This window comes from Flavobacterium sp. RSSA_27 (assembly GCF_051547125.1).
Taxonomy (GTDB): domain Bacteria; phylum Bacteroidota; class Bacteroidia; order Flavobacteriales; family Flavobacteriaceae; genus Flavobacterium.
The window spans coordinates 184,030-210,027 of sequence record NZ_JBPTTN010000005.1; the positions used below are offsets into that span (position 1 = coordinate 184,030).

29 protein-coding genes and 2 tRNA genes are annotated in these 25,998 nt (G+C 34.0%); 18 read left to right on the top strand and 13 right to left on the bottom strand.

Features of this window, described 5'->3' with window-relative positions:
- Window positions 1-38: 38 nt before the first annotated feature.
- The 4 genes from ACSVH5_RS08665 to ACSVH5_RS08680 all read left to right on the top strand — a co-directional run bounded on the left by ACSVH5_RS08665 (window position 39) and on the right by ACSVH5_RS08680 (window position 4,007).
- The gene (locus ACSVH5_RS08665; protein ID WP_438061045.1) at window positions 39-1,931 is read left to right on the top strand and encodes a RecQ family ATP-dependent DNA helicase; all 1,893 of its coding nucleotides are present in this window, start codon (window positions 39-41) and stop codon (window positions 1,929-1,931) included.
- A 1-nt stretch (window position 1,932) separates the two neighbouring features.
- Complete coding sequence (fmt, locus tag ACSVH5_RS08670; protein ID WP_438061046.1) at window positions 1,933-2,880, top strand: methionyl-tRNA formyltransferase; 948 nt, start codon at window positions 1,933-1,935, stop codon at window positions 2,878-2,880.
- A 176-nt stretch (window positions 2,881-3,056) separates the two neighbouring features.
- Window positions 3,057-3,329 (top strand): HU family DNA-binding protein, encoded by a 273-nt coding sequence (locus ACSVH5_RS08675; RefSeq protein ID WP_064714443.1) that lies wholly within the window; start codon window positions 3,057-3,059, stop codon window positions 3,327-3,329.
- Between the two features lie 117 nt (window positions 3,330-3,446).
- Window positions 3,447-4,007 (top strand): YqgE/AlgH family protein, encoded by a 561-nt coding sequence (locus ACSVH5_RS08680; RefSeq protein ID WP_438061047.1) that lies wholly within the window; start codon window positions 3,447-3,449, stop codon window positions 4,005-4,007.
- Here ACSVH5_RS08680 and ACSVH5_RS08685 read toward each other — a convergent pair.
- Together ACSVH5_RS08685 and ACSVH5_RS08690 are read right to left on the bottom strand one after the other, a co-directional pair.
- Complete coding sequence (locus ACSVH5_RS08685) at window positions 4,004-4,843, bottom strand: aminotransferase class IV (RefSeq protein WP_438061048.1); 840 nt, start codon at window positions 4,841-4,843, stop codon at window positions 4,004-4,006. The two genes, ACSVH5_RS08680 and ACSVH5_RS08685, sit on opposite strands and share 4 nt — an antisense overlap.
- 54 nt (window positions 4,844-4,897) lie before the next feature.
- Complete coding sequence (locus ACSVH5_RS08690; RefSeq protein ID WP_438061049.1) at window positions 4,898-5,290, bottom strand: START-like domain-containing protein; 393 nt, start codon at window positions 5,288-5,290, stop codon at window positions 4,898-4,900.
- Between the two features lie 151 nt (window positions 5,291-5,441).
- Here ACSVH5_RS08690 and ACSVH5_RS08695 point away from each other — a divergent pair.
- Both ACSVH5_RS08695 and ACSVH5_RS08700 read left to right on the top strand, forming a co-directional pair.
- Window positions 5,442-5,518, top strand: a tRNA-Met gene (locus tag ACSVH5_RS08695).
- A 197-nt stretch (window positions 5,519-5,715) separates the two neighbouring features.
- Entirely contained in the window at window positions 5,716-5,898 is a 183-nt protein-coding gene (locus ACSVH5_RS08700) for a hypothetical protein (protein ID WP_438061050.1), read from the top strand.
- Window positions 5,899-5,950: 52 nt separating this feature from the next.
- Here the strand turns inward: ACSVH5_RS08700 and ACSVH5_RS08705 are convergent, their stop codons facing one another.
- Window positions 5,951-6,403, bottom strand: coding sequence for a DUF4442 domain-containing protein (locus ACSVH5_RS08705; RefSeq protein WP_438061051.1), 453 nt, complete (start codon window positions 6,401-6,403; stop codon window positions 5,951-5,953).
- A 253-nt stretch (window positions 6,404-6,656) separates the two neighbouring features.
- Here ACSVH5_RS08705 and ACSVH5_RS08710 point away from each other — a divergent pair, with 253 nt between their 5' ends.
- The 4 genes from ACSVH5_RS08710 to ACSVH5_RS08725 all read left to right on the top strand — a co-directional run bounded on the left by ACSVH5_RS08710 (window position 6,657) and on the right by ACSVH5_RS08725 (window position 10,037).
- Entirely contained in the window at window positions 6,657-7,112 is a 456-nt protein-coding gene (locus ACSVH5_RS08710; protein ID WP_438061052.1) for a DUF4870 domain-containing protein, read from the top strand.
- 122 nt (window positions 7,113-7,234) lie between these two features.
- Entirely contained in the window at window positions 7,235-7,567 is a 333-nt protein-coding gene (locus ACSVH5_RS08715; protein WP_078212445.1) for a PadR family transcriptional regulator, read from the top strand.
- A 2-nt stretch (window positions 7,568-7,569) separates the two neighbouring features.
- The gene (locus tag ACSVH5_RS08720) at window positions 7,570-9,294 is read left to right on the top strand and encodes a PspC domain-containing protein (RefSeq protein WP_438061053.1); all 1,725 of its coding nucleotides are present in this window, start codon (window positions 7,570-7,572) and stop codon (window positions 9,292-9,294) included.
- A gap of 2 nt (window positions 9,295-9,296) precedes the next feature.
- A complete protein-coding gene (locus tag ACSVH5_RS08725; protein WP_438061054.1) occupies window positions 9,297-10,037 on the top strand; it encodes a head GIN domain-containing protein in 741 nt (246 codons plus the stop codon).
- 204 nt (window positions 10,038-10,241) lie between these two features.
- Here the strand turns inward: ACSVH5_RS08725 and trxB are convergent, their stop codons facing one another.
- The 4 genes from trxB to ACSVH5_RS08745 form a co-directional block, all read right to left on the bottom strand.
- Window positions 10,242-11,189, bottom strand: coding sequence for a thioredoxin-disulfide reductase (gene trxB / locus ACSVH5_RS08730; RefSeq protein ID WP_024981320.1), 948 nt, complete (start codon window positions 11,187-11,189; stop codon window positions 10,242-10,244).
- A 188-nt stretch (window positions 11,190-11,377) separates the two neighbouring features.
- Complete coding sequence (locus ACSVH5_RS08735; RefSeq protein WP_438061055.1) at window positions 11,378-11,626, bottom strand: GIY-YIG nuclease family protein; 249 nt, start codon at window positions 11,624-11,626, stop codon at window positions 11,378-11,380.
- Window positions 11,627-11,746: 120 nt separating this feature from the next.
- A complete protein-coding gene (locus tag ACSVH5_RS08740; RefSeq protein ID WP_438061055.1) occupies window positions 11,747-11,995 on the bottom strand; it encodes a GIY-YIG nuclease family protein in 249 nt (82 codons plus the stop codon).
- A gap of 40 nt (window positions 11,996-12,035) precedes the next feature.
- A tRNA-Pro gene (locus ACSVH5_RS08745) sits at window positions 12,036-12,110 on the bottom strand.
- Between the two features lie 214 nt (window positions 12,111-12,324).
- On the opposite strand from ACSVH5_RS08745, the gene ACSVH5_RS08750 reads away from it, so the two are divergent.
- The 8 genes from ACSVH5_RS08750 to ACSVH5_RS08785 all read left to right on the top strand — a co-directional run bounded on the left by ACSVH5_RS08750 (window position 12,325) and on the right by ACSVH5_RS08785 (window position 19,214).
- The gene (locus ACSVH5_RS08750; RefSeq protein ID WP_438061056.1) at window positions 12,325-12,966 is read left to right on the top strand and encodes a PliI family lysozyme inhibitor of I-type lysozyme; all 642 of its coding nucleotides are present in this window, start codon (window positions 12,325-12,327) and stop codon (window positions 12,964-12,966) included.
- A 34-nt stretch (window positions 12,967-13,000) separates the two neighbouring features.
- On the top strand, window positions 13,001-13,456 hold the full coding sequence (locus ACSVH5_RS08755; RefSeq protein WP_438061057.1) for a hypothetical protein: 456 nt from the start codon (window positions 13,001-13,003) through the stop codon (window positions 13,454-13,456).
- Between the two features lie 496 nt (window positions 13,457-13,952).
- Entirely contained in the window at window positions 13,953-14,720 is a 768-nt protein-coding gene (locus ACSVH5_RS08760) for a ParA family protein (protein ID WP_438061058.1), read from the top strand.
- Between the two features lie 5 nt (window positions 14,721-14,725).
- Window positions 14,726-15,625 carry a ParB/RepB/Spo0J family partition protein gene (locus ACSVH5_RS08765; RefSeq protein WP_438061059.1) on the top strand — a complete coding sequence of 300 codons (900 nt, stop codon included), beginning with the start codon at window positions 14,726-14,728 and terminating at the stop codon, window positions 15,623-15,625.
- Window positions 15,625-16,185 carry a DUF5683 domain-containing protein gene (locus ACSVH5_RS08770; RefSeq protein WP_438061060.1) on the top strand — a complete coding sequence of 187 codons (561 nt, stop codon included), beginning with the start codon at window positions 15,625-15,627 and terminating at the stop codon, window positions 16,183-16,185. The genes ACSVH5_RS08765 and ACSVH5_RS08770 overlap by 1 nt, the downstream gene beginning before the upstream one ends.
- Before the next feature lie 26 nt (window positions 16,186-16,211).
- A complete protein-coding gene (dapB, locus tag ACSVH5_RS08775) occupies window positions 16,212-16,916 on the top strand; it encodes a 4-hydroxy-tetrahydrodipicolinate reductase (protein ID WP_438061061.1) in 705 nt (234 codons plus the stop codon).
- A gap of 39 nt (window positions 16,917-16,955) precedes the next feature.
- Window positions 16,956-18,512, top strand: a complete 1,557-nt coding sequence (lepB, locus tag ACSVH5_RS08780) for a signal peptidase I (protein WP_438061062.1) — start codon at window positions 16,956-16,958, stop codon at window positions 18,510-18,512.
- 78 nt (window positions 18,513-18,590) lie between these two features.
- Complete coding sequence (locus tag ACSVH5_RS08785; RefSeq protein ID WP_438061063.1) at window positions 18,591-19,214, top strand: WbqC family protein; 624 nt, start codon at window positions 18,591-18,593, stop codon at window positions 19,212-19,214.
- 162 nt (window positions 19,215-19,376) lie between these two features.
- Here the strand turns inward: ACSVH5_RS08785 and ACSVH5_RS08790 are convergent, their stop codons facing one another.
- The 6 genes from ACSVH5_RS08790 to ACSVH5_RS08815 all read right to left on the bottom strand — a co-directional run bounded on the left by ACSVH5_RS08790 (window position 19,377) and on the right by ACSVH5_RS08815 (window position 25,903).
- Window positions 19,377-20,420, bottom strand: coding sequence for an endonuclease/exonuclease/phosphatase family protein (locus ACSVH5_RS08790; protein WP_438061064.1), 1,044 nt, complete (start codon window positions 20,418-20,420; stop codon window positions 19,377-19,379).
- 96 nt (window positions 20,421-20,516) lie between these two features.
- On the bottom strand, window positions 20,517-21,383 hold the full coding sequence (locus ACSVH5_RS08795) for a rhomboid family intramembrane serine protease (RefSeq protein ID WP_438061065.1): 867 nt from the start codon (window positions 21,381-21,383) through the stop codon (window positions 20,517-20,519).
- A 57-nt stretch (window positions 21,384-21,440) separates the two neighbouring features.
- Window positions 21,441-22,199 (bottom strand): rhomboid family intramembrane serine protease, encoded by a 759-nt coding sequence (locus ACSVH5_RS08800; RefSeq protein ID WP_438061066.1) that lies wholly within the window; start codon window positions 22,197-22,199, stop codon window positions 21,441-21,443.
- Complete coding sequence (gene mutL / locus ACSVH5_RS08805) at window positions 22,196-24,061, bottom strand: DNA mismatch repair endonuclease MutL (protein ID WP_438061067.1); 1,866 nt, start codon at window positions 24,059-24,061, stop codon at window positions 22,196-22,198. Before mutL ends, ACSVH5_RS08800 begins: the two co-directional genes overlap by 4 nt.
- Window positions 24,062-24,237: 176 nt before the next feature.
- The gene (ribH, locus tag ACSVH5_RS08810) at window positions 24,238-24,810 is read right to left on the bottom strand and encodes a 6,7-dimethyl-8-ribityllumazine synthase (RefSeq protein WP_438061068.1); all 573 of its coding nucleotides are present in this window, start codon (window positions 24,808-24,810) and stop codon (window positions 24,238-24,240) included.
- A 319-nt stretch (window positions 24,811-25,129) separates the two neighbouring features.
- A complete protein-coding gene (locus tag ACSVH5_RS08815) occupies window positions 25,130-25,903 on the bottom strand; it encodes a tetratricopeptide repeat protein (protein WP_438061069.1) in 774 nt (257 codons plus the stop codon).
- Window positions 25,904-25,998 lie beyond the last annotated feature (95 nt).

Here is a 25,998-nt window from a genome sequence, read left to right on the forward strand (position 1 = left end):
TCGGGAACAGATTTCTAGTTTGAACGAAACTGAAATCCATGCAAGAAGCCTTACAAATCCTACAAAAATATTGGCAACACAATAGCTTCCGTTCACTTCAACAGGAAATTATTGAATCTGTTCACAAGGGTAAGGATACCTTGGCCATTTTGCCAACAGGTGGAGGAAAATCGATATGTTTTCAAGTTCCTGCACTAATGAAAGAAGGCATTTGTCTGGTCATATCGCCTCTTGTCGCTTTAATGAAAGACCAAGTGGCGAATCTTCAACAGCGCAACATCAAAGCTATAGCACTTACCGGCGGTATTGCAACTGAAGAAATTATTGATTTGTTAGACAATTGTCAGTTTGGCAATTACAAATTTCTATATCTCTCTCCGGAACGACTTCAAGCAGATTGGATTTTGGACAGAATCAAAAATCTACCTATCAACTTAATTGCCATAGATGAAGCGCATTGTGTATCGCAATGGGGTCATGATTTTAGACCTGCTTACTTAAAAATCAGCCAACTTAAAGAACACTTTCCTAAAATTCCTTTTTTAGCTTTGACAGCAACTGCAACGCCTAAAGTTAAAGAAGACATCATACAAGATCTCAACTTACAACAGCCTGTGGTTTTTCAAAAATCATTTGCAAGAGAAAACTTAGCGTATATGATTTTTGAAGTCGAAGACAAACTATATCGCATTCAACAAATACTGATAAAAAACCCTGCGCCGTCTATTATATATGTAAGAAACAGAAAATCTTGTTTAGACCTTGCAGCACAACTCAATACCTTGGGATTTAAAGCCACCTATTACCATGGTGGTCTATCCTATAAAGAAAAAGAGAAAAATATGCAACTATGGATGAATGAAGAGACTCAAGTTATCGTTGCTACCAATGCTTTTGGAATGGGAATTGACAAAGCAAATGTAAAAACGGTCATTCATATTCAATTACCCGAAAATTTAGAAAACTACTACCAAGAAGCAGGAAGAGCAGGAAGAGATGGCAATAAAGCGTATGCCATTTTATTAAACAGTCCATCGGATAGTCTTCAGGCGGAGTCACAATTCATCAATAATCTACCGGATCGTCCATTTTTGAATATCGTTTATGTAAAACTTTGTAATTATTTTCAAATTGCGTACGGAGAAGGAATTAACGAACAGTTTAGCTTTAATTTAAATCATTTTTGTACAAAATATAGTTTTCCTATTCTAAAAACATACCAAACGTTACAATTCCTAGATCAACAAGGAATCATTAATTTATCTCAAGAATTCTCTGAAAAAATAACTTTGCAATTTTTAATTCCGTCGAAAGAAGTCATTCGGTACATTAGCCTTAATCCAAACGACGAAGAGATTATTCTAGCTATTCTTCGAACATATCCTGGAATATACGAAATGCAAACTCCTTTTAATCTTTCGTTGATTGCAAAAAAAGCAAACGTAAAAGAAGAAGTCGTTCAATTGGTTTTAAAAAAATTAACTGAAAAAGAAATCATTGATTACCATGCCAAAAACAATGACGCAACCCTTCTTTTTAATGAAGTAAGAGAAGATGAACGAACCATCAATCGGGTAATTAAACATTTGGATCAGCAAAATCAGTTAAAAAAAGATCATCTTGCTAGTGTCATAGCATATATACAAAACAAACACCAATGTAAGAGTCAACAGCTTCTTGCTTATTTTGGAGAAAAATCAAGCCCAGAATGCGGCATCTGTTCTTATTGCATTTCCAAATCAAAGCCCACTTATCTTGATGAAGAGTTGCCCAATGTCATTCTTGATTTTTTGAAAATAGAAGATTTGAACTCGAGAGAACTCGAAAAAAAGACTCAAAAAGGCTCCGATGCTATTATCTTTGCACTGCAAACCTTGATGGAACATGACAAAATCAAAATTCTAACCAACAATAAATATACTATACAATAAAATGGAAAAATTACGAATCGTTTTTATGGGAACTCCTGAGTTTGCCGTAGGAATTCTGGATACAATAATCAAAAATAATTTTGACGTAGTTGGGGTAATTACTGCAACTGATAAGCCTGCTGGACGTGGTCAAAAAATCAAATATTCAGCAGTAAAAGAATATGCACTTGAAAAAGGATTAAAAATCCTGCAGCCTAGCAATTTAAAAGACGAAAGTTTTTTGGCAGAATTAAAAGCACTCAATGCCAATTTGCAAATTGTTGTAGCGTTTCGAATGCTTCCAAAAGTAGTTTGGGAAATGCCAGCATTGGGTACCTTTAATCTACATGCTTCCTTATTACCTGATTATCGTGGTGCTGCACCTATCAACTGGGCCATCATCAATGGGGAAACCAAAACCGGAGTCACCACTTTTTTTATAGATGACAAAATCGACACAGGAGCTATGATACTTAGTAAAGAAACAACTATCAATAAAGAAGAAAATGCCGGGCAACTGCATGATCGACTTATGCAAATAGGAAGCGAAACAGTTATAGCAACTTTACATCTAATCGAATCCAAGAAAGTAATTACTACAATTCAAGAAGATAACGAAGGAATAAAAACAGCCTACAAACTCAATAAAGAAAATTGCAAAATAGATTGGAATCAATCTGCCGAAAATATTTATAATTTGATACGTGGATTAAGCCCTTATCCCGCTGCTTGGTGTTATTTTAAAGACAACGATACAGAATACAATGTTAAGATTTATGAATCAAAAATTGTTTCTGAACCACATTCAAACCCTATAGGAAGCCTGATTTGTACCAAAAAACAAATAAAAATAGCCATACATGATGGTTATCTTGAGATTTTAAATTTACAATTCCCAGGCAAAAAAAGAATGAAAGCCTCAGAACTTTTAAATGGAATTAAATTTTCAGAAAAAGCAATAGCTTGTTAATGTCAGTAAAAACGGGAGTTCACAATCAATTCATCTTCATGCGTAAGTCTTTTATGAACAATAAAAGTAAGTTATTAACAAATTTAGCTAAAATCAACAAAAACACTTGCAAGGAACGTAAATCCTACTAAATTTGTTCTAGTAACATTTTAACCAACAATTAATAACTATTTATTATGAACAAATCAGAATTAATCGACGCTATTGCTGCTGATGCAGGAATTACAAAAGCTGCTGCAAAATTAGCATTAGAATCATTTTTAGGAAATGTAAGTGGTACCTTGAAAAAAGGCGGAAAAGTATCTTTAGTAGGTTTCGGATCATGGTCAGTTTCTTCAAGAGCGGCTAGAGATGGAAGAAATCCTCAAACTGGTAAAACTATTCAAATTGCTGCAAAAAACGTTGTTAAATTTAAAGCTGGTGCAGATTTAGAAGGTGCAGTAAACTAATCCATTCTAACAACAATACATTAAAACCTTCCGCTGGAAGGTTTTTTTTTGCATTTAAACGATTATTTTTGCACTAATAAAATTTATTTAGTTAAATTTAATAAAAAAACAAGTGCTATGATTACTGAAAAATTAAAAAAAGGACATTTGCTCGTGGCAGAGCCTTCGCTAATTGGAGATTTATCATTTAATAGATCCGTAATCTTATTAGCAGACCATAACCAGGAAGGATCCATAGGCTTTATCATTAACAAACCTTTAAAATACACTATAAACGATTTAATACCCGAGATTGAAGCTCGTTTCAAAATCTATAACGGTGGCCCTGTCGAACAAGACAATCTCTATTTTATTCACAACATCCCAGAACTCATTCCAAATAGTGTTGAAATTTCAAATGGAATCTATTGGGGTGGTGATTTCGAATCCACAAAGGAATTAATCAATTCTGGTTTAATCGGAAAAAACAACATTCGCTTCTTTTTGGGCTATACTGGATGGGAAGAAAACCAATTAGAAGAAGAAATGGAAGGCAATTCATGGATTGTTGCAAAAAACTCCTATGAAAACAAAATAATTGGAAAATCTTCTGTTCATTTCTGGAAAGAACAATTAAGAGAATTAGGGGGCGACTATTTAATTTGGTCAAATGCTCCTGAAAACCCTTATCTGAACTAATTTTTTGCCAAATGTTGATTGAGTATCTCATTCAACATTTTAGCTTTTTCGATTGTAAACTCTTTTTTTCTATATTTGGTGATAGGCTGAATACCTTGAATTACATTGGTTACAAATAATTCATCTGCTTTTTGAAGATCAAAAGGAGAAACGATTTGTTCGACAACTTCTAAATCTGTTTCTTTTTTAGCCAAACTCAAAATTTGCTTTCTCATAATACCATTCAAACATCCCTCAGAAATCGGAGGTGTAATTAATGTATTTCCGCTGCACAAGAAGATGTTCCCTTGCAAGGCTTCGACTACATTTTTACTATCATTAAGCAATATACAATTGTCTAAACCATTTTCTTTAGCAAAAACACTACCAACTACATGTATCATTTTATTGGTAGTTTTTAAAGTTGATAATAACTGCTTGGTAACATAAAAATCCTTGTACAAATCTACCTCATATTTATTTTCATTAATAGCATAAGTAGATTGCATTAATTCTGAAGCTTGAATCAAAAACGACACTGTATTATTTTTAGGCAAATAAAAACCACCATCATTTCGATAGATTGTAATTCGAACACGAGCCGAATGTTCACAATGATTATTTTTAACAAGCGTGAGGACTTGTTCTTCTAAGAATTCTAAAGTAAAACGCATCGGAATTTCCATACGAACAATTCGCATAGCGGCCATAACTCTAAAATAATGATCTTCAAAGAATAATATTTTTCCCTCAACCACTTTTAAAGTTTCAAATACAGCATCACCATATAAAAACCCACGATTTTGTTCTAACAAATTTGTATTTGAATCCTGAAGTATTCCATTAAAATTAATCATAAAAAAAGCCCTAAAGTTAATTAGGACAAAGATATAGTTAAAAAAAGACTTTTACTAAATAGAACCTATGAGATGTTTTAAATCAGAAATTTGATTTTCCCAAAGTTGCGATGCCTCGGTAATTTCACTTTTTTCAGCAAAATCGATTACTAACAAGGAAACATCTCTAGTCAATTCATCTTCAAGAATATGCAGTTCAAAAAAATATTCGGTGTCTTTATTTTTATCATCTACCCATCTAAATTTAACTTTCTCGCCTGTTTTTTTTGAAGCTAATCTCGCTTTTTCTTGTGAATCATTCCAAATGAAAGTAAAAAACTCCCCTCTTGAATTGACATCATCAGCAAACCATTCTGCCAAACCCGAAGGTGTAGATATATATTGATACAACAACTGCGGCGATGAATTTATAGGGAATTCAATTTCATATCTAACTTTTTGATCCATACTTCCTATTTTTTTTTGGAAATATAAGAATATAAAGTCAAAAAAAAAGGTTTTTAAAAAAAATTATTTTTTGACACAATAAACTTGTCATCATTAAATTTATTTCTATATTTGCACCCGCATTCAGGGGTTATTCAATTAACCAGAATATGGCGAGATAGCTCAGTTGGTTAGAGCGCAGGATTCATAACCCTGAGGTCCCGAGTTCAAATCTCGGTCTCGCTACCAAAAGCCTCAAATTTACTATTTGAGGCTTTTTTTATACCCTACATTATCCTATCGTCAACTCACTAATACAAACCCTTATCAATAAATACATTAAAGGTTTTTTGTTAATTTTTATCAAAAAGAGCGCCTCAAAAAACGCACGATTGATTTTCTTATTATATTTGATACAAGTAAAACAAAAACTAAACTTTAATACAATGAAAAAAGTAGCCGCAATTTTAGCTTTTTCATTCTTTGCTTTGTCAGTTCAAGCACAAGAAGCTCCAGCTAAAGAAAAAACAAAAAAAGAAACTACAACAACTAAAAAAGAGACAACTAAAACAAAAACCGAATGCAAAACTGAAGGAAAAAAATGTTGTTCTTCTAAAAAATCAAAATAAAAAATGCCTCAATCGAGGCATTTTTTTATTGTTTACTTAAATCTAGAACTTATTATTTTACTTTAACGCTCCATTCAAAATCCATTTCAGAAACCTGAACTCCTTTTTCATCGGTTCCAATGGATTTCATCCAAAAAGTTTGCCCCTCACCTGTAGCAATCGTCTGCTTTATTGCTTCTTCTATCAAATGCCCATCATTACAGACAAATGTAATTCTGCCTGTTGCCTTTTTGGTAAAACTCCCTTTGTTATTAGCTACTAACATAGAAATTTTTCTACCGCTTTTTTGAATTTGATACATTACTAATGCCCCTGTAGACAACTCAGCAGCCATTGCCTGAACAGCAAAGTACATAGAATTAAACGGATTTTGATTGATCCAGCGGTGCTTGACACTTACTACACATTGCATTTCGTTTATAGCTTTTACTCTTACCCCACACAAAAAAGCCGAAGGCAATTTAAAAAATAAGAATTGATTCAATTTTGATACGTTTATTTCCATTATATGTTGGTTTTTGGGTAAAAGTACAAAAAAATACTATGCATACATATAAAATTACAATATCACCCCTAAACCATAACCACATCTCCAAATAACACACTCAAAGCACTACTAATCAATAGAAAACAACTAAATAAGCAGCAATTATAAAAAACACTTTTGTTAATATTTTGTTAATATTCACTACTATGCGATACAAGATACTTTCTTTTAGACATATATTTGCATAAGAAATTACTATATACTTTAAATCATGGAAACATCATCAGAAAAAAACATTGCAACTTTTACTCACCTGAGTACACTGAGTCAGTATATAATTCCTTTTGGAAATTATATCTTCCCTATTTTGATTTGGACTTCAAAAAAAGAGCAATCAGAATTTGTAGATCATCACGGGAAACAAGCTATTAACTTTCAATTGAGTATCCTTATTTACTCACTGGTTATGGCGGCAATTGCTTTACCGATATTAATTTTTACTGTTTTTAACAATATAACCTTTGATGAATTCTATCACAATCACGGATTAGTGATAAGAGATTTTAATTTTGAAAACCACATTGGACTTATTACAGTTGGAATCATCGCTGCTCTAGCTTTGGTAGGATTCAAAATAGCAGAATTCTTTTTAATAATTATTGCAGCTGTAAAAACATCAAATGGAGAAAAATACCAATATCCATTCACTATTCCCTTTATAAAGTAATCAATTATAAAGTAGTATATAGTAGTCTAATCAACTCTATAAATCATCTCAACTATCATCTGTAATGGAAAGTAATCAAAAAACGAACAGTTCTAATCAAACAAAAAATCAAAACGAAAATTATGAACATTGAAAACACAAAAGCCCAGATGCGTAAAGGTGTTCTCGAGTTTTGCATCTTATCAGTTTTAAAAGAAAAAGATGCCTACACTTCTGAAATATTAGACACTTTAAAAGACGCTAAATTGTTAGTAGTTGAGGGAACCATTTATCCTTTGCTAACACGATTAAAAAATGACGGATTACTCAACTATCGTTGGGAAGAATCAACCTCAGGACCACCACGAAAGTATTATGGTCTTACTGAAATAGGTCAAACCTTTTTAACTGAATTAAGCGGCACTTGGAATGAATTATCCGAAGCTGTAAGTCTAATCACCAACCAAAAACAATAGTCATGAACAAAACTGTAAATATAAACTTAGGCGGAATGTTCTTCCATATTGATGAAGATGCATACCAAAAATTAACTCGTTATTTTGAAGCAATCAGACGCTCGTTATCTAAATCTTCTGGCCAAGAAGAAATCATAAAAGACATCGAAATGCGCGTTTCAGAATTGTTGAATGAAAAACAAAAAAGCGACAAACACGTTGTAGGACTGAAAGACGTAGACGAAGTTATCGCAGTAATGGGACAACCAGAAGACTATATTATTGAAGATGAATCCAACACTTCTCAAAAATTCAACGAATACAGTGGTAGAAGCACAAAAAAACTATACCGCGACAAAGAAAAAGGAATGATTGGTGGTGTAGCCACAGGTCTTGGACATTACTTCGGAATCGATGCGGTTTGGTTAAAAATTATGTTCTTAATCTTTGTTTTTGCTGGATTTGGTACTGGTATATTGGCTTATATCATTCTATGGATTGTAACTCCTGAAGCCATCACTACTTCGGAAAAACTAGAAATGACAGGTGAACCTGTAACCATCTCTAACATCGAGAAAAAAGTACGTGAAGAATTTGAAAACGTATCTGGTAAATTCAAAAATGCCGATTATGACAAAATGGGAAACCAAGTAAAATCGGGAGCCGAAAAGTTGGGAAATTCTTTAGGTGATTTTATTATGACTCTTTTCAAAGTTTTCTCTAAAGTCTTGGGTGTTATTTTAATCTTGACAGGACTTTTTACACTAGTTAGCTTATTTATTGGAGTATTCACATTAGGCTCTTCAGCATTTATCGATTTTCCTTGGCAAAACTTTGTTGAAGCAGGGAACTTTGCAGACTATCCTGTTTGGAGCTTTGGTCTATTGATGTTTTTTGCTATCGGAATCCCATTCTTTTTCCTTACTATATTAGGATTCAAGTTATTATCACCAACTATTGGATCAATTGGAAACATTGCTAAATATAGTTTGTTGGCTTTGTGGTTAATCTCTATTGCCATCTTAATCTCTATAGGAGTAAAAACAGCTACTCAAGTAGCGTATGACGGAAAAACTGTAGCCAAACAAAATATTCCTTTGAATGCAAACGATACTTTGTTCGTGAAATTCAGATATAATGATTACTATACAAAAGATATCGATGATCATACTGAATTTGAATTTGTACAAGATTCTGCGAACAACAAATTGATTTATTCTAACAATGTAAGTTTGAGAATTTTGTATACCGATGAAAAAACTCCTTACATCCAAATTGAAAGAACTGCTAAAGGAAAATCGTTTCAAGATGCAAAATTCAGAGCTGAAAAAATTCAATATGGGATAAAAGTAGAAGGAAATCATTTGTATTTAGACAATTATTTATTGACCGATGTAAAAAACAAATTCCGTGATCAAGAAGTAGAATTGTATTTGTATTTGCCAGAAGGCACTTTATTGAAACCAGACGCATCAGTACAAAACTATGATCGTTCAGATAATGATTTCTTTAATTTACACTATAGCTCAGACAATTACGTTTACAAAGTAACTAATTCTCAAATAAAATGTTTAAATTGCCCTGATGATGAGAACGAGTGGAATGATGTAGAAAACGATTCAAAATCTACTAATGTTACCATCAACGAAAATGGTATTTCTATTAAAAAAGATACTTTAATTAAATCCAATAAGGATATAAAAGAATTAAAAATCAACAAAGACGGAATAATCATCAAAACCGAATAGCTATGGTAAAAATAATCACTTTAGTAACAAAATTCATCATTGTTACGCTGACCGCTTTACTGTTTGCCTCTTGTAACTTGTCTACAAATTTCAATTCCATCACAGGAAGTGGTAATGTAACCACCGAAAAGAGAATTGTAAATGGCGATTTTAAAAGTATTGAAGTAGGTAACGCTATCGATTTGGTACTAGAACAAGCCGACAAAGTTGAGATAATAGTAGAAGCCGATGATAATTTGCAAAAAGAAATCACTACCAAAGTAGAAAATGGCAAGCTTATTATTGGATGCAAATACAGTTCATTCATAAATATTAACTCTAAAAAAGTTACTGTTCGTGCTCCTATTATAGAAGGTATCGAAGCCAATAGTGCTGCAACTGTCAATAGCAAATCAACGCTTAAAGCTACCGAATTCAAGATTGATGCATCGAGTGCGGCTTCTTTGGATTTGAACATAGAGTCTGAAAAAATAATTTGTGATTCTGGTAGCGGAAGTAGCATTGAATTGAAAGGTAAAGCTATTAGCTTAGAAACCAATTCTTCGAGCGGAAGTTCTATTAATGCTGGTGAGTTGTTGGCAAATGATATCAAATCACAGGCTTCATCAGGAAGTATTCAATCACTACATCCTTTGGTGAGTCTTGATGCCGAAGCGTCTAGTGGAGGAAATATCTCCTACAATAATAAGCCTAAAAGCCTGAAAAAAAGCGAAAATTCTGGCGGTTCGATAAGCCAAGAATAGTTTTAGTTGACACAAAAAAAGTCCTTCTTCGTGAAGGACTTTTTTTATGACTAAAATTAAAAAGGTAACCCAAAAATCTCATTGCTGCTCTTTAGCCCCGATCGCAGTGGAAATCCTTTGTTGCCGGGGTTCGGCAACAAAGATTATAACGGAGAGCGGGACTTTGCTCACAAAAAAGAACTTTGAATACTGCTCCTAAAAAGATTATTCTTTGGCAGCCAAATAACGCTCGGCATCCAATGCAGCCATACAACCTGTACCAGCAGCAGTAATGGCTTGACGGTACACGTGATCGGCGGCGTCTCCTGCTACGAAAACTCCTGCTACATTCGTTTTTGAACTTCCTGGAACGTTTACGATATAACCCGTTTCGTCTAAGGTCAAGTAATCTTTGAAAATATCGGTGTTAGGTTTATGGCCAATGGCCACGAAAAATCCGGTTGCGGGAATGTCATAGACTTCATCGGTGGTTTTGTTTTTTACTTTGATAGCCGAAACCACTTGTTCATCCCCTAAAACTTCAACCGTATCGTGGTTTAAAAGGATTTCGATGTTTTCGGTTTTGCGTACTCTTTCTTCCATAATTTTGGAGGCTCTGAATTTTTCGCTTCTAACCAACATCGTAACTTTTTTGCATAATTTAGATAAGTAGTGTGCTTCTTCGCAAGCTGAATCTCCTGCTCCAACGATTACCACTTCTTGATTTCTGTAGAAAAATCCATCGCAAACGGCACAAGCAGAAACTCCTCCACCCATTTTTAAATAATGTTGTTCCGATGGTAAACCTAAATATTTTGCGGAAGCTCCTGTAGAAATAATTACGGTTTCGCAGTGCAATTCGATAGTATCATTAATCCAAACTTTGTGGATATCGCCAGAGAAATCAACTTTGGTAGCCCAACCATCGCGCACATCGGCACCAAAGCGTTGCGCTTGTTGTTGCAACTGAATCATCATTTCTGGACCAGTTACCCCGTCTACATAACCTGGAAAATTTTCTACTTCATTGGTTGTAGTTAATTGTCCACCTGGTTGCATTCCTTGATACAAAACTGGATTCATATTAGCTCTAGCAGCATAAATGGCAGCCGTATAACCCGCAGGTCCTGAACCAATAATTAGGCATTTTATTTTTTCGATAGTATTTGACATTGTTTTTTGAGTTTTTTAAAATACACGCAAAAATAGGATTTTAAAAAATAATAACTCGCTTTGAAGTATTTGTTTTGATTATAAGGTAATAAAAAAAAACCTTTCTGAGTTTCAGAAAGGTTTTTTTGTCGGGGTGGCAGGATTCGAACCTGCGACCTTCCCGATTATCATCGGGACGCGATAACCGTTCATTGCTTTGTTAAGAGTTGAATTCTGGCTTTGCTTTTCCAACTTTTTATTTCTTTTTCTCTTTTAATAGCTTCACTCTTTTCTGGAAACTTCTCAAAATAAAACAACTCCCAATCTTTAATTCTTCCAGTAAAACCTTTATGATTACTTAAATGACGCCTTAGTCGATCATCAATTCCCATAGAAGTATAACCGACATAGTACTTGTCAGCGGATTTTGAATATAATATGTAAACTGTAAATTCCATATATACAAAAAATCCCTTCTGAAACTCAGAAAGGATTTTGTCGGGGTGGCAGCGTTTATTCCGTTTAACGGAAATTCGAACCTGCGACCTTCCCGATTATCATCGGGACGCGATAACCGCTCATTGCTTTGTTAAGAGTTGAATTCTGGCTTTGCTTTTCCAACTTTTTATTTCTTTTTCTCTTTTAATAGCTTCACTCTTTTCTGGAAACTTCTCAAAATAAAACAACTCCCAATCTTTAATTCTTCCAGTAAAACCTTTATGATTACTTAAATGACGCCTTAGTCGATCATCAATTCCCATAGAAGTATAACCGACATAGTACTTGTCAGCGGATTTTGAATATAATATGTAAACTGTAAATTCCATATATACAAAAAATCCCTTCTGAAACTCAGAAAGGATTTTGTCGGGGTGGCAGGATTCGAACCTGCGACCTCCTGCTCCCAAAGCAGGCGCGATAACCGGGCTACGCTACACCCCGTAACGCGGGTGCAAATATAGAATACTTTTTTGGCTATCACAAGTTATTTAAAAAATAATATTACTAATAAATTATTGAACTCAAATTTGATTACTCTTGGAATTCGTTTTGTTTTTAAACAAAATATTTTTCATAATACAATAATCACATTAGAATTGTAATTATTTTTTTGTAATTTTATTCTAATCAACACATTTACAGCCAATATATTCTAATGAAATCAAATTTTATATTTATTTTTATATCAATTTCAACAATAACAACGCTATTTAGTTGTCAAAAAAAACAAGAGGAAAACCGCCAACTGCCATCAAATAAAAAAGCTGATTCTTTAGTTAGTTCAAATTACACAACTAAGGAACCTCAAACAACTTTCCAAAAAAAAGTGACTTACCAAAATATTAGCTTTGTTATTACATTAAAAGACACAACATTAACTATACAGCCAAATGGCTTCACCGAAGATAACTCATTAATTAAAAAAAACGTAGACGGAATAATTAATACTATAGAAATAGAGGATGTAAATACGGATGGTTCACCTGAGTTATTGATTTATATCACAAACAGCGGAAGTGGTAGTTATGGCACGGCAATTGGATTCTCAGGAAACAACAACAAGTCTGTGAGTGAAATTTCGATTCCTAGTATAATTGAGAACCCAAAGGCTAACAAAGGATACCTTGGACATGACGAATTTAAGCTCATCGTAGGAACTTTAATTCAACGCTTCCCTATATACAAAGAAGGAGACACCAATAGTAATCCTACTGGTGGTACCCGTCAAATACAATACAAACTAAAAAATGGTGAAACTTCAAAAATTTTTGTAATCGACAAAATAATTGAATATTAAAAAAATAATAACTAATCCTTAAAATTTTTAAAAAATGAAAAATCACTTTAAAACCCTAACTGTTCTATGTTTTTTCGCACTTTGTTCCACTACAGCTGTAGTAGCCCAAAAACATGACAACAAAAAAAATGATAAAAGCAACCATTCTAATAATGGTAGGTATAACAACAACAATAATTACAATAATGACCGATATGATAATGACCGATATGATAATGATCGATATGACAATGACCGTTACAGCAAGGATAGATACAATAACGATAGATACAGTAGCAAAAGTTACAACAATAGAGATTTAGTAGGTAGACAAGCTTTAACAGCATACTCTATGTTGAGAAATCGAAACTTTTACGAACAAAAAAGTCACCAAGAAGGAGGAAATACTTACAAAGTATGGTACAATCGAAATACCAGACAATGCCTAAAAACAACAAGTAGGGACAGAAGAATTACCTCTGTTGTTTCGTCTTCAAATTGCAGATATTAATCTTAACTATTTTATTTCTTATGAAATTCAAATTAGGTTAAGTAATAAAAAAAAGGAGCTATTCTTAAAAAAATTCATTAAAAACAGGAAAAATGACATTATTTTTTCCTGTTTTTTTTCTTTTTATAATTTAGAAAAGAGAATAGAAATGGCTAAAGAGTGGTTATTTTATGAAGCTATAAAATGTATAGATGCAATTAGCATAAAAATTATGTTTTATAAAAACCATATAAAACTAAGTAATGAAACAGAAATGCAAAACATATACAAGTACCAACAAACTATTTTAAATATACTATAGTTTTGTATATTGAATTGTTCTAAATACTATTTAGAGGAAGTAAGTTCTTGGTTTTGAAGAAGAATTCGCGCGAAGTAAATATATAATTCTAGATTTGTTAAAAATCGTTACTTCAAGAAGATCACAATTGTTAGTAATTAGATTTTCAATAACCATAAAAAATTGTATTTTTACCGCTCAAAATTCAAAAAACAAATGGGCAAAATCATTGCGATTGCTAATCAAAAAGGAGGCGTTGGAAAAACTACAACTTCCGTTAATCTTGCAGCATCATTAGGTGTTTTAGAAAAAAAAGTTTTATTAATTGATGCTGATCCTCAAGCCAATGCCACTTCAGGCTTAGGAATTGATGTAGAATCTGTTGAAATTGGAACTTATCAAATCCTAGAACATAGTAACACACCACACGAAGCTATACTAAAATGCACTGCACCAAATGTAGATGTCATTCCTTCTCATATTGACCTTGTAGCTATCGAAATAGAATTAGTTGACAAAGAAAACCGCGAGTACATGCTCAAAAAATCTTTAGATAGTATCAAAGATGAATACGACTACATTTTAATTGACTGTGCACCTTCATTAGGTTTACTTACTTTGAATGCCCTCACAGCTGCAGATTCTGTAATTATCCCAATTCAGTGCGAATATTTTGCACTCGAAGGATTAGGAAAATTATTGAACACCGTAAAAAGTATTCAAAAAATTCACAATCCAGATTTAGACATCGAAGGGTTATTATTAACGATGTATGACTCAAGACTACGATTATCTAACCAAGTTTTGGAAGAAGTTCAAAAACACTTCAATGATATGGTTTTTGAAACTGTAATCCAACGAAATGTGAAATTGAGTGAAGCACCAAGTTTTGGCGAAAGTATAATCAACTATGACGCAACAAGTAAAGGAGCGGTTAACTATATTCACTTGGCTCAAGAAATAATAAAGAAAAATAGCAAATAGGTTTTATGACAAAAGCAGTAAAAAAACAAGCACTCGGTAGAGGATTATCCGCATTACTAAAAGACCCTGAAAACGATATTAAGTCGGTTGAGGACAAAAATGCAGACAAAGTTGTAGGTAATATTATTGAGCTTGAAATTGATGCTATTGAAATTAATCCGTTTCAACCAAGGACTAATTTCAATGAAGAATCACTGCGTGAATTAGCCACTTCTATTAAAGAATTAGGTGTGATTCAACCTATTACAGTTCGTAAATTAGATTTCAACAAATACCAATTAATTTCTGGAGAACGACGTTTAAGGGCTTCAATTTTAGTAGGACTGACAACCGTACCAGCATACATTCGAATTGCCAATGACAACGAATCATTGGTAATGGCGTTGGTGGAAAACATTCAGCGTCATGACTTAGATCCAATTGAGATTGCGCTTTCCTACCAACGATTAATGGATGAAATCCAATTGACTCAAGAGCAAATGAGTGAAAGAGTGGGAAAAAAACGTTCTACCATTGCCAACTATTTACGTTTATTAAAATTAGACCCTATTATTCAAACTGGGATTAGAGACGGTTTCATTAGCATGGGACATGGTCGTGCTATTATCAATGTTGAGGATTTGGATGTACAAGCCCAAATGTATCAGAAAATTGTAAGTCAAAATCTATCGGTTCGTGAAACAGAAACTTTGGTAAAAAACTACCAAGAAAGTTTGCTACCAAAATCGAATACGCCTTCAAAATCTGCTGCTTTCGAAATTGATGAGGAACAACAACAAAGTTTTAATTCTTATTTTGGAACCAAAGTAGACTTGAAAGTAGACCCTAAAGGAAAAGGAAAAATAACGATTCCCTTTCACTCTAAAGAAGATTTAAACAGAATTCTAAAATTAATCAAAGGGTAGTGACAAAATTCCTAACCATATGTATCCTCACTTTTTTTCTCGTAAATGGTTTTGTTTTTGCACAAGATAAAAAAACGGAAGGTTTAGTTGCAAAAGACACTGTCCAATCCAATGATATTGACCCACTTACACCTGCAAAAGCAGCTTTTTATTCTGCAATTTTACCAGGTTTAGGTCAGGCTTATAACAAAAAGTATTGGAAAATTCCCTTGGTTTATGCCGGTATTGGGACAAGCTTGTATTTTTATTTAGACAATAACAGAAAATACAATCAATACCGTGATGCTTACAAAAGAAGATTAGAAGGTTACACCGATGACAAATTTTCCTATTTAGACAATAGCCGACTCATTGCTGGACAAAAATTTTACCAACGCAATAGAGATTTATCGGCATTAGTAACCGTTGGTTTTTATGTACTGAATATTATTGACGCCAATGTGGATGCGGCTTTAATTCAGTTTAATGTGAATGAAAACCTATCATTAAAACCCGAAATTTACCCAAACGATGTAACGTTTCGTCCCAACGTTGGACTAACTTTCAATTATACTTTTTAAGAAGTACTTATTTTAAATCAAAAAAAATGAAGATTGCGCTTTTAGGATACGGAAAAATGGGCCAAGTAATTGAAAGAATTGCACTTGAAAGAGGTCACGAAATAGTTTTGAAAAAAGACGAATTCAACACTTATGAAGGACTAGAAAAAGCCGATGTTGCCATAGATTTCAGTGTCCCAGCAGCAGCAGTTGCCAATATTTCGGCCAGTTTTAACAATAATGTCCCTGTCGTTTCGGGTACAACTGGTTGGTTAGAACACTATGACAAAATGATTGCCTTATGTAAAGAAAAAAACGGTGGTTTTATTTCAAGTTCTAACTTTAGCTTAGGAGTAAATCTTTTTTTTGAATTGAATTCCTATTTATCAAAAATAATGGCTCCTTATGATTCTTATAAAGTGGCTATGGAAGAAATTCACCATATCCACAAATTAGACGCGCCAAGCGGTACAGCTATTACCTTAGCCGAAGGAGTTATGGAACATAGTAACTATTCTAAATGGACTATGGATGCAAGTCCAAAAGAAAACGAACTTCACATTGAAGCCATTAGAACAGGAGAAGTTCCGGGAACACATACAGTAACCTACAACTCCCCTATCGATGCCATCGAAATTAAGCATACTGCTCACAACAGAGAAGGATTTGCCTTAGGTGCTGTTATAGCTGCAGAATGGTTGGCAGGAAAACAAGGCGTTTTCACCATGAAAGATGTTTTAAATTTTAAATAATCCTAGAGCTACATAAGTTTTTAAAAAATACCGAATCCTATGACACTATATTCTTGGTTTGTATTCTTTTTAGTTATTCAAATAGTCCATTTTTTGGGTACATGGAAAATGTACGAAAGTGCCGGAAGAAAACGCTGGCAAGCCGCTGTTCCTATTTACAATGCTATTGTATTGATGAAAATCATTGGAAGACCAACTTGGTGGACGATTTTATTGTTCATTCCGGTAATCAACTTAATTATGTTTCCTGTAGTTTGGGTAGAAACCTTACGCAGTTTTGGAAAACGTTCTACAGTAGACACTATCTTGGTAATTCTAACTTTTGGTTTTTATTTGTATTACATCAATTATACACAACCTTTGAATTATATTACCGATAGAGACACCGCACCTGACCACAAAGCGGCTGATACGGTTAGTTCATTATTGTTTGCCGTTATAGTTGCTACTATTGTTCATACTTATTTTATTCAACCTTTCACCATTCCGACCTCCTCTTTAGAGAAATCATTATTGGTAGGTGACTTTTTGTTTGTGAGCAAAATGAACTATGGAGCAAGAGTACCAATGACAACTGTGGCCCTACCGATGGTTCATGACACTATTCCTTTAACTAAGAAAAAATCCTATTTGAATTGGCCACAATTACCTTATTTGAGATTTCCATCTATTGAGGATATCAAACGAAATGACATTGTAGTATTCAACTGGCCAGTGGACACAGTATATAAATTCAGAGACAATTCAGGCTTACGAGTTGACAAACCTATTGATAAAAAATCAAATTATGTAAAACGTTGTGTAGGTTTACCTGGAGACAATTTATCTATTAAATATGGCATCGTTTACATTGATGGAAAAGAACTTATCTTACCAGAAAGAGCCAAAACTCAATATTCGTACAAACTGGTTTTAGATGGTAAAACACCTATTGATTTTGAAACTTTGTTCAAAGAATTAGACATTACTGATCCTGCAGGTTTTTTAGATGATCAACGACGAGACACTTTATTTATAAGTGCTTTGACTGCAGCTGGTGCCGAACGATTTAAACAAGTGCATGGAATTACATCTGTAATTAGAATAAATTCAAAAGGAGCAGAAAAAAGCGTCTTTCCACATACCAAAGACTGGAATCAAGATAACTACGGCCCAATTTATATTCCGCAAAAAGGAAAAACAGTGGCTTTGAATCTAGAAACGCTTCCTTTTTACAAAAATATCATAACCGATTATGAAAATAAAAAATTAGAAGTAAACGGAACCGAAATCCGAATTGATGGTAAAGTAGCTACTAATTACACTTTTGATCAAAATTATTATTGGATGATGGGAGACAATCGCCATAACTCGGAAGACAGTCGTTATTGGGGTTTTGTTCCAGAAAACCATATTGTGGGTAAACCAATATTTATTTGGATGAGTTGGGACACAAATGGAAAAGGCATCAACAAAATTCGTTGGGACCGCGTTTTCACAACGGTTAGCGGAGAAGGCCAACCACAATCTTATTTCAAGTATTTCTTGTTTGCTTTAGTTGCTTTCTTTATTGGAGAATATTTTTGGAAAAAAAGAAAAGCTAAAACCGAGATTTAACCCAATGTACAACGTTTCTTCAAAAGTCATATTTTTCCTTATCGGATAGATATGACTTTTGACTTTAAAAAAAGCAGTATGAATACACTAATACACCCCTCGTATTTCCCCTCTATCAGTCAGTTTGCGGCTATGGTACAGTCGGAAGTGGTGACCTTTGAAGTTGAAGATAATTTTCAAAAACAGACGAATAGAAATAGAACTTACATTTATAGCCCGAATGGGATTCAAATGCTAAATATTCCTATTAAGCACGCCAACAAAGGACATCAAAAAACAAAAGACATTATCATTGAGAATGATTTTGATTGGCAAAAACAGCACTTTAAATCTCTTGAAGCGGGCTATAGAAGCTCTCCTTTCTTTGAGTTTTTTGAAGATGATTTTGTGCCTTTTTTTGAAAAAAAACACCACTTTTTGATGGATTTGAATTTTGAAACCATTGCTTTGATAGAAAAATGCCTTCGATATCCGCTTGAGTTTAAAAAAACAGCTGAATATTTTCACGAAGTAGCAGATGATATTTTTGATGCTAGAAGCCTTGTTAATGGCAAAAAAGATCCTACTATTTTTGAGAGTTACCCTCAAGTTTTTGATGACAAACACGGATTCATCAATAACTTAAGTGTACTGGATTTGATTTTTAATGAAGGGAAATTTGCTTTGGATTATCTGAAAAATCAAAAGATTATAACAAAATAAATAACCAATTGACGGCTCTTTAGCCCCGATAGGAGCGGCATCCTTTTTTTATTATACCCTGTCAGGGTTTTGAACCCTGACAGGGTATAATAAAAAAAGATATAGCGGAGAGCGGGAACCCATGCTTACAAAATTGCCTTTTGTTTCGCTCCAAAAACTACTTTAAAAACTCAACTTAGCCATGATGGGATAATGATCCGAGTTTTGAAATTCTGAAAAACTCTGAAATTCTTTGACTTCCATTTTATCATCGGCAAAAATATAATCAATCCTTGCAGGATAATAACGAAAGGTATAGGTTTGCCCGAAACCCTTTCCTGCTTCTTCGAACGCGTCTCTTAATTTCCCTTTTACATTGCGATATACATACGAAAAAGCGCTATTGTTTAAATCGCCACATATAATTACGGGGTAGGGTGATTCTTTTTTATGAGCAATAAAAATGGTTGCTTGTTCTTGTTGTTTTTTAAAAGCTATGCTAATGCGGTTCAATAATTTTTGTGATTTTTGTTGATTGATCACTTCAATATTTTCGGAAATTTCATGTACATCGGGTGATATTTTTATGGATTGAAAATGGATATTGTACACACGAATAATGTCTTTTCCTCTCTTAATATCGGCAAAAATGGCATTGTTGTTGGAATTAGGAAACACAATGTTTCCTTGATTGATAATTGGAAATTTTGAAAAAATAGCTTGACCCGTACGAATTTTATCCCCTTCAATAAAAATATAACGATAAGGATACACTTTCAAATCGACATTACCATGATTTGAGTACTCTTGAATACAGAGTATATCGGGATTATTTTCGTTGATAAAGGCTAAAATCTCTTGAGGAATGTCTTCTCTATCAATCCACTTAAAGACGTTAAACAAGCGAACATTATAACTCATCACCTTAAAATCTTTTGGGGAATCTTGGTAAATTTTAGGAGAGAATTTATAGAACTTATTGATAAATGTGATGCCCATAAGCAGAACCAAACCTGATAAAATCATTCTTTTTTTGAATTGCATCCCCCAATACAAAAAAAACAAGCCGTTGAGTACAAAAAAAACAGGCATAAACAAGGTAAAAACCGCAAATAATGGAAAAACTTTAGGCGATAAAAAAGGAAATATATAGGCAGTAAATGTGAATACAGTTAAAACTATATTCAAAAAAAACATTATTTTATTAAACCATGAAAGGTTCTTCATTACTTGATAATTATCGTTGGTGGATGTATGGTTTGTCGCTGAATTGAGGACAACAATTTTGTATTGAATTTAACCTAAATCTACATAAACTTTGGATTATTTCCCTGCTTTAAACAAAAACTCTTTTTCTTCGGCGGTTAAACAATCATAACCAGATTGGCTTATTTTATCTAAAATTTCATCGATTTGTTGTTGGGTTTTGTCTTTGGTTACAATTCTGGAAGAAGTTCTTGGCGTTTCTTTTTTTGAATAATTAACGTGAACTTTCTTGAAAGGTGTTTTCTTTTTGGGCTGAAACAAACCTGTTCCAAAATCGACGGTACCCGAGACCAATTTACTCAAATCCACTCCATTAACCAACAACTTTATAAATAAAAAACCAAAAAAAGCACCAGCAAAGTGAGCAATATGACCACCCATATTTTCTAAACGAAATTGAAGGACATCTAATAGAAGAATAACAGCAGTAATGTACCATAACCTAACTCTCCCGAAAAGAAATAATTGCACTTCCATTAGTGGTTGATAGGTAGTTGTCGCCATTAGAATTGCATAAATTGCAGCCGAAGCACCAACAATTAACGAAGTATATTGCAAAAAATAATAAGAAACCACAAACACTATTCCTGAAAAAATTGAGCTGAGCATATACAATCCTACGAATTGTTTTGTGGTAAAAAAGGTCAAAAACAACTGACTGCAAAAATGCAAAACAAGCATATTGAAGAACAAATGCCCAATCCCGTCGTGAAAAAAAGCATACGAAAGATACGTCCATGGGTGACGAAAGGAAACCATAGGATCTGATGACAATGCAATCCAATCAGGAAATGCAAATTGACCTAACTTAAATTGGTAAAAAAGCGGTATGGAGAGTAAAAAGAGGGCTATATTCCAGAAAATGAATTGCAATGCAACATCTCCCATACGGTAACGTGACTTTAAATCATCGAGTATATTCATAAAAAGATGCTATAATATTCCAAATATAAACAAAGCTATAAAAAAGAACGCTCTTTTTTAATTCCAACGATTGTTATTGAATTGATTTTTTTTCCAATACCACATCATCAAGAAACCTAACAAAGCACCTCCCAAATGAGCAAAGTGCGCAATTCCTGTAGAACCGCCAAAAATAGAGCCTCCAGAAACACCTGAATACAAATCAATCAACAGCAATCCTGGTACAAAATATTTTGCTTTGATTGGAATTGGGACAAACATTAACATCAATTCGGCATTAGGAAACATAAAAGCAAAGGCTACCAGTAAACCATAAATAGCACCCGATGCTCCAACTACTGTACCTGTATAGGCCCCAATAAAACTATTAAAATCAGATACCGTAAGTAATTCTTGCCATCTCGTGTCAAACTTACCTTGATTTAGAATCTGCATGATTTCCATTTTGGAAAAACCATTAGAAATCAAAGTATTCAATCCGTTTTCAAACAAATAATAATTTACTCCTGAATGCAATAAAGCAGCTCCTAAGCCACAAGAAATGTAAAAAAACAAAAACTTTTTTCCTCCCCAAAAATGTTCCAAAGCTGATCCAAAGGAATACAAGGCAAACATATTAAATAAGATATGCATAATATTTGGCAATGGAGCATGCATGAACATGTGTGTAAAAATTTGCCAACTATGGAACTCTGGACTTTCTAAATAATACATAGCCAGTAAGCGATAGGCAGGTTCGCCTACAACTATGGAACCAATATAAAACAGCACGTTAATAATCAACAATTGCTTAACAGTTGGGGTGATATTCATCATATAGCAAATTTTTTATCTATATCTTCCACACGCATGGTAATGAAAGTAGGTTTATTAAAAGGGGAAACATTGGGTTCTTTGCATGCAAAAAGACCATTTACAACATTTTCTTGTTCTTTTTCGGTTAAATAGGTTCCTGTTTTTACTGCTAAACTTTTCGCCATTGATTTGGCAATAGTATCGCTTTGACTAAAACTGTTTTCTGGAATCCCATCGTTTAAATCGGCTACTAATTGTTCGATTACCAAAGCCACTTCACTTTCAGAAATCGTGACAGGAATACCAGAAATCACTACATGATCTGTAGCCGAAGTATCAAAAACAAAGCCTGTAGCGGTCAATGTGCTTTTCAATTCTGCAATCAACGCCATTTCATCGGTAGAAAAGAACAAATTCAATGGAAACAACAATTGCTGACTAGCTGCTTTATGCATGGTCATATTGGCCAAAAATTGCTCGTACAACACTCTTTGATGCGCACGCTGTTGGTCGACAATTACCATTCCTGACTTTATAGGCGAAACAATATATTTTTTATGAATTTGATACGTTTTTTGAACCGCTTGTTCTACTTCATTATCCGAAAACAATGAGGAAGAAATCGCATCTGTTTCAAAAGCCATACTAGAAAACTGCTCGGGTTCTGGGTCACGTTCTATCTCTGGTTCTAAGCCGACATACAAGCTTTCCCAACTTGCTGTAGCTTCTGGTTTCTTATAACTTGAATAGGATTTTTGAGGTGTTGGAGTCGATTCAGCGAAAGGGTTAAAATTACCATTAACTTCAATCGTAGGAAAAGAACCTTCCAAATCTTTATAATGATAAGGCGTATCCAAATTGGCATCACGATCAAAGTCCAACACAGGAGCTACATTAAATTGCCCAAGACTGTGCTTGATTGAAGCTCTTAGAATAGCATACAAAGCGTGTTCATCGTCAAATTTAATTTCAGTCTTCGTAGGATGAATGTTGATATCAATTGTATTGGGTTCCACTGTGAGGTACAAAAAGTAACTAGGTTGCAAACCGTCTTTCAAAATACCATCAAAAGCTGCCATCACAGCGTGGTGCAAATAGCCACTTTTTATGAATCGGTCATTAACAAAGAAAAACTGTTCACCCCTACTCTTTTTGGCAAACTCGGGTTTGCTTACAAAACCTTGAATGCTCACTATCTCGGTTTCTTCGCTTACAGGTACCAATTTTTCATTGGTCTTCCCAGCAAAAATTCCAACAATACGCTGACGTAAAGTGGCTGGAGGCAAATTGAACATTTCATTTCCGTTGTGATAAAAAGTGAAATGAATTTTGGGATGCGCCATAACCACACGTTGGAACTCATCGACCACGTGACGAAACTCGACAGTATCTGATTTTAGGAAATTACGACGGGCTGGAATATTAAAGAAAAGATTTTTTACGGCAAAAGAGGTTCCTTTGGGCAAAACAGCCACTTCTTGGGAAACGAATTTGCTTCCTTCGATAACAATGTGAGTACCTAATTCGTCTTGATCTTGCTTGGTTTTCATTTCTACGTGGGCAATCGCAGCAATAGAAGCCAAAGCTTCTCCACGAAATCCTTTGGTATTTAATGAAAATAAATCTTCGGCCAAACGAATTTTGGATGTAGCATGACGTTCAAAACACAAACGCGCATCTGTCACACTCATTCCAACGCCATTATCAATGACTTGTACCAGTGATTTTCCGGCGTCTTTTATAATCAATTTAATGTCGGTGGCTTTGGCATCAACGGCATTTTCCAACAATTCTTTGACAACAGATGCAGGTCTTTGGACTACTTCTCCAGCAGCAATTTGGTTGGCTACATGATCCGGAAGCAATTGAATAATACTCGACATTAAAAAAATAAAATTTAGAGGTTAAGAATTTCTGATTGGGATTTAAAATTAAAAACCAAGGAGGACAAATTTAAGCAAAAACTATTGGGTTTTGCTAGCGTCGTACCTATAAAAAAAACAAAAAACCTATACTTGAAAATTCGAAGTATAGGTTGTATAAGTGAGAAACCAAATTGTTATTCTTCAAGTTGTAACGGCTTGTCTTCGATTTGCAAAGCGCCTGCTCCTAATAAATTTTGATGTTGAAACAGGTGGGTAAGCGTAGCTTGATGACGAATGTATGCCATTTTTATAGCAGCGATGGCGGCTTCGGTACCTTTGTTTCCGTGAATTCCTCCGCTTCTATCGATAGACTGTTGCATCGTATTATCGGTTAGTACGCAAAAAATTACAGGAATATCGGTTTGTACGTTTAGGTCTTTGATGCCTTGTGTAACGCCTTCACAAACAAAATCAAAATGTTTGGTCTCGCCTTGAATCACACAACCTATCACAATAACCGCATCTACTTTTTGGGTTTGTAGCATTTTTTTGGCTCCATAAATCAGCTCAAAACTTCCTGGAACATTCCAACGGATAATGTATTGAGCTGGTACTTGATTTTCTATCAAGGCTTGGTAGGCGCCATTAAAAAGTCCTTCTGTTATGTTCTCATTCCATTCAGCAACCACAATTCCGAAACGGAAATCTTTGGCATCTGGAACTTCGTTTTTATTATAATCCGATAAATTTTTGTTTACGGTTGCCATTGTATTATTTTATTTAAATTAAACGCATCTACATTTTGTTGCCTTTTAAAAATGTTTACAAAAAAGCGAAATCACTACTCCTAGCCCCGATGGGAGGGAATATCCTTTTGTTTATAGCTGGCAGTTCTTCAACTGCCCGCTATAAACAAAAGATAGGAAGGACAGCGGGACGATTTTGCCTGAAAAGCCTATTGTTGCTGCTCCTAAAAGACCCTATAAATATAAGTATAAAAAAAGAGGTTAGAAAATGAAAGTATTCAAAAATTAATTCGAACTCCTTTGGTTTCTAACCTCACATTATTTTGGAGAAAAGTGCTTCTTATTGCGCTAATCCTATCAATCCATCTACAACGGCTGCTTCTGGAGTTGCGTCATAATTTTCTTTGATTTCTGTGAAATATTTCAAAGCTTCTTCTTTTTTGCCTAAGCTCAAAGCCGTTTTACCCGCTTTCATCAAGAAACGTGGCGTAGTAAAATCGTTTTTGTTGGACTCAGCTGCTTTTACATAAAAACCTAAAGCTTCTTCTTGCTTATTAGTTTGAGCATAAGCATCTCCGATAGCTCCTTTTGCCAATGCCCCAAGAATGATATCGTCAGATTTGAATTTCTCTAAATACGAGATAGCTTCTGCATATTTACCAGTATTTAGATAAGCAATACCTGCATAATAATTGGCTAAATTTCCAGCATCGGTACCTGAATATTCATCAGCGATTTTGATAAAACCAAATTTACCTTCTGATCCATTCAAAGCCAATTTATACAATGAATCACTAGCCACACCATCAGTTGCTTTTTGGAAGTTTTGTTGTGCCACAAACATTTCGTTGGCTGCTTCTTCTTGTTGAGGAGTTGCAATGAATTTTTGATAGGCTAAATATCCAACTGTTACCAATGCGATACTTGTTACAAAACCTATGATGATTTTTTGATTTTTGGCAATAAAATCTTCAGTTCTATTAGCCGTTTCGTCTAACTTTGAGAAAACTTCGGCCGTAGCACTGTCTTTTTCATTTACTTGAACTTCTTCGATTGGTTCTTTTACTTCTTTCTCTTTCGGTGTTTTATATCCTCGTTTGCTGTAAGTAGCCATTTAAAATAAATTTAGTGAGCCGCAAAAATAAAATTTTTATTGAAACTGAAGTAAAAAAAATGACTTTTATATCAAAACTTAACTCTTTTTTTTAT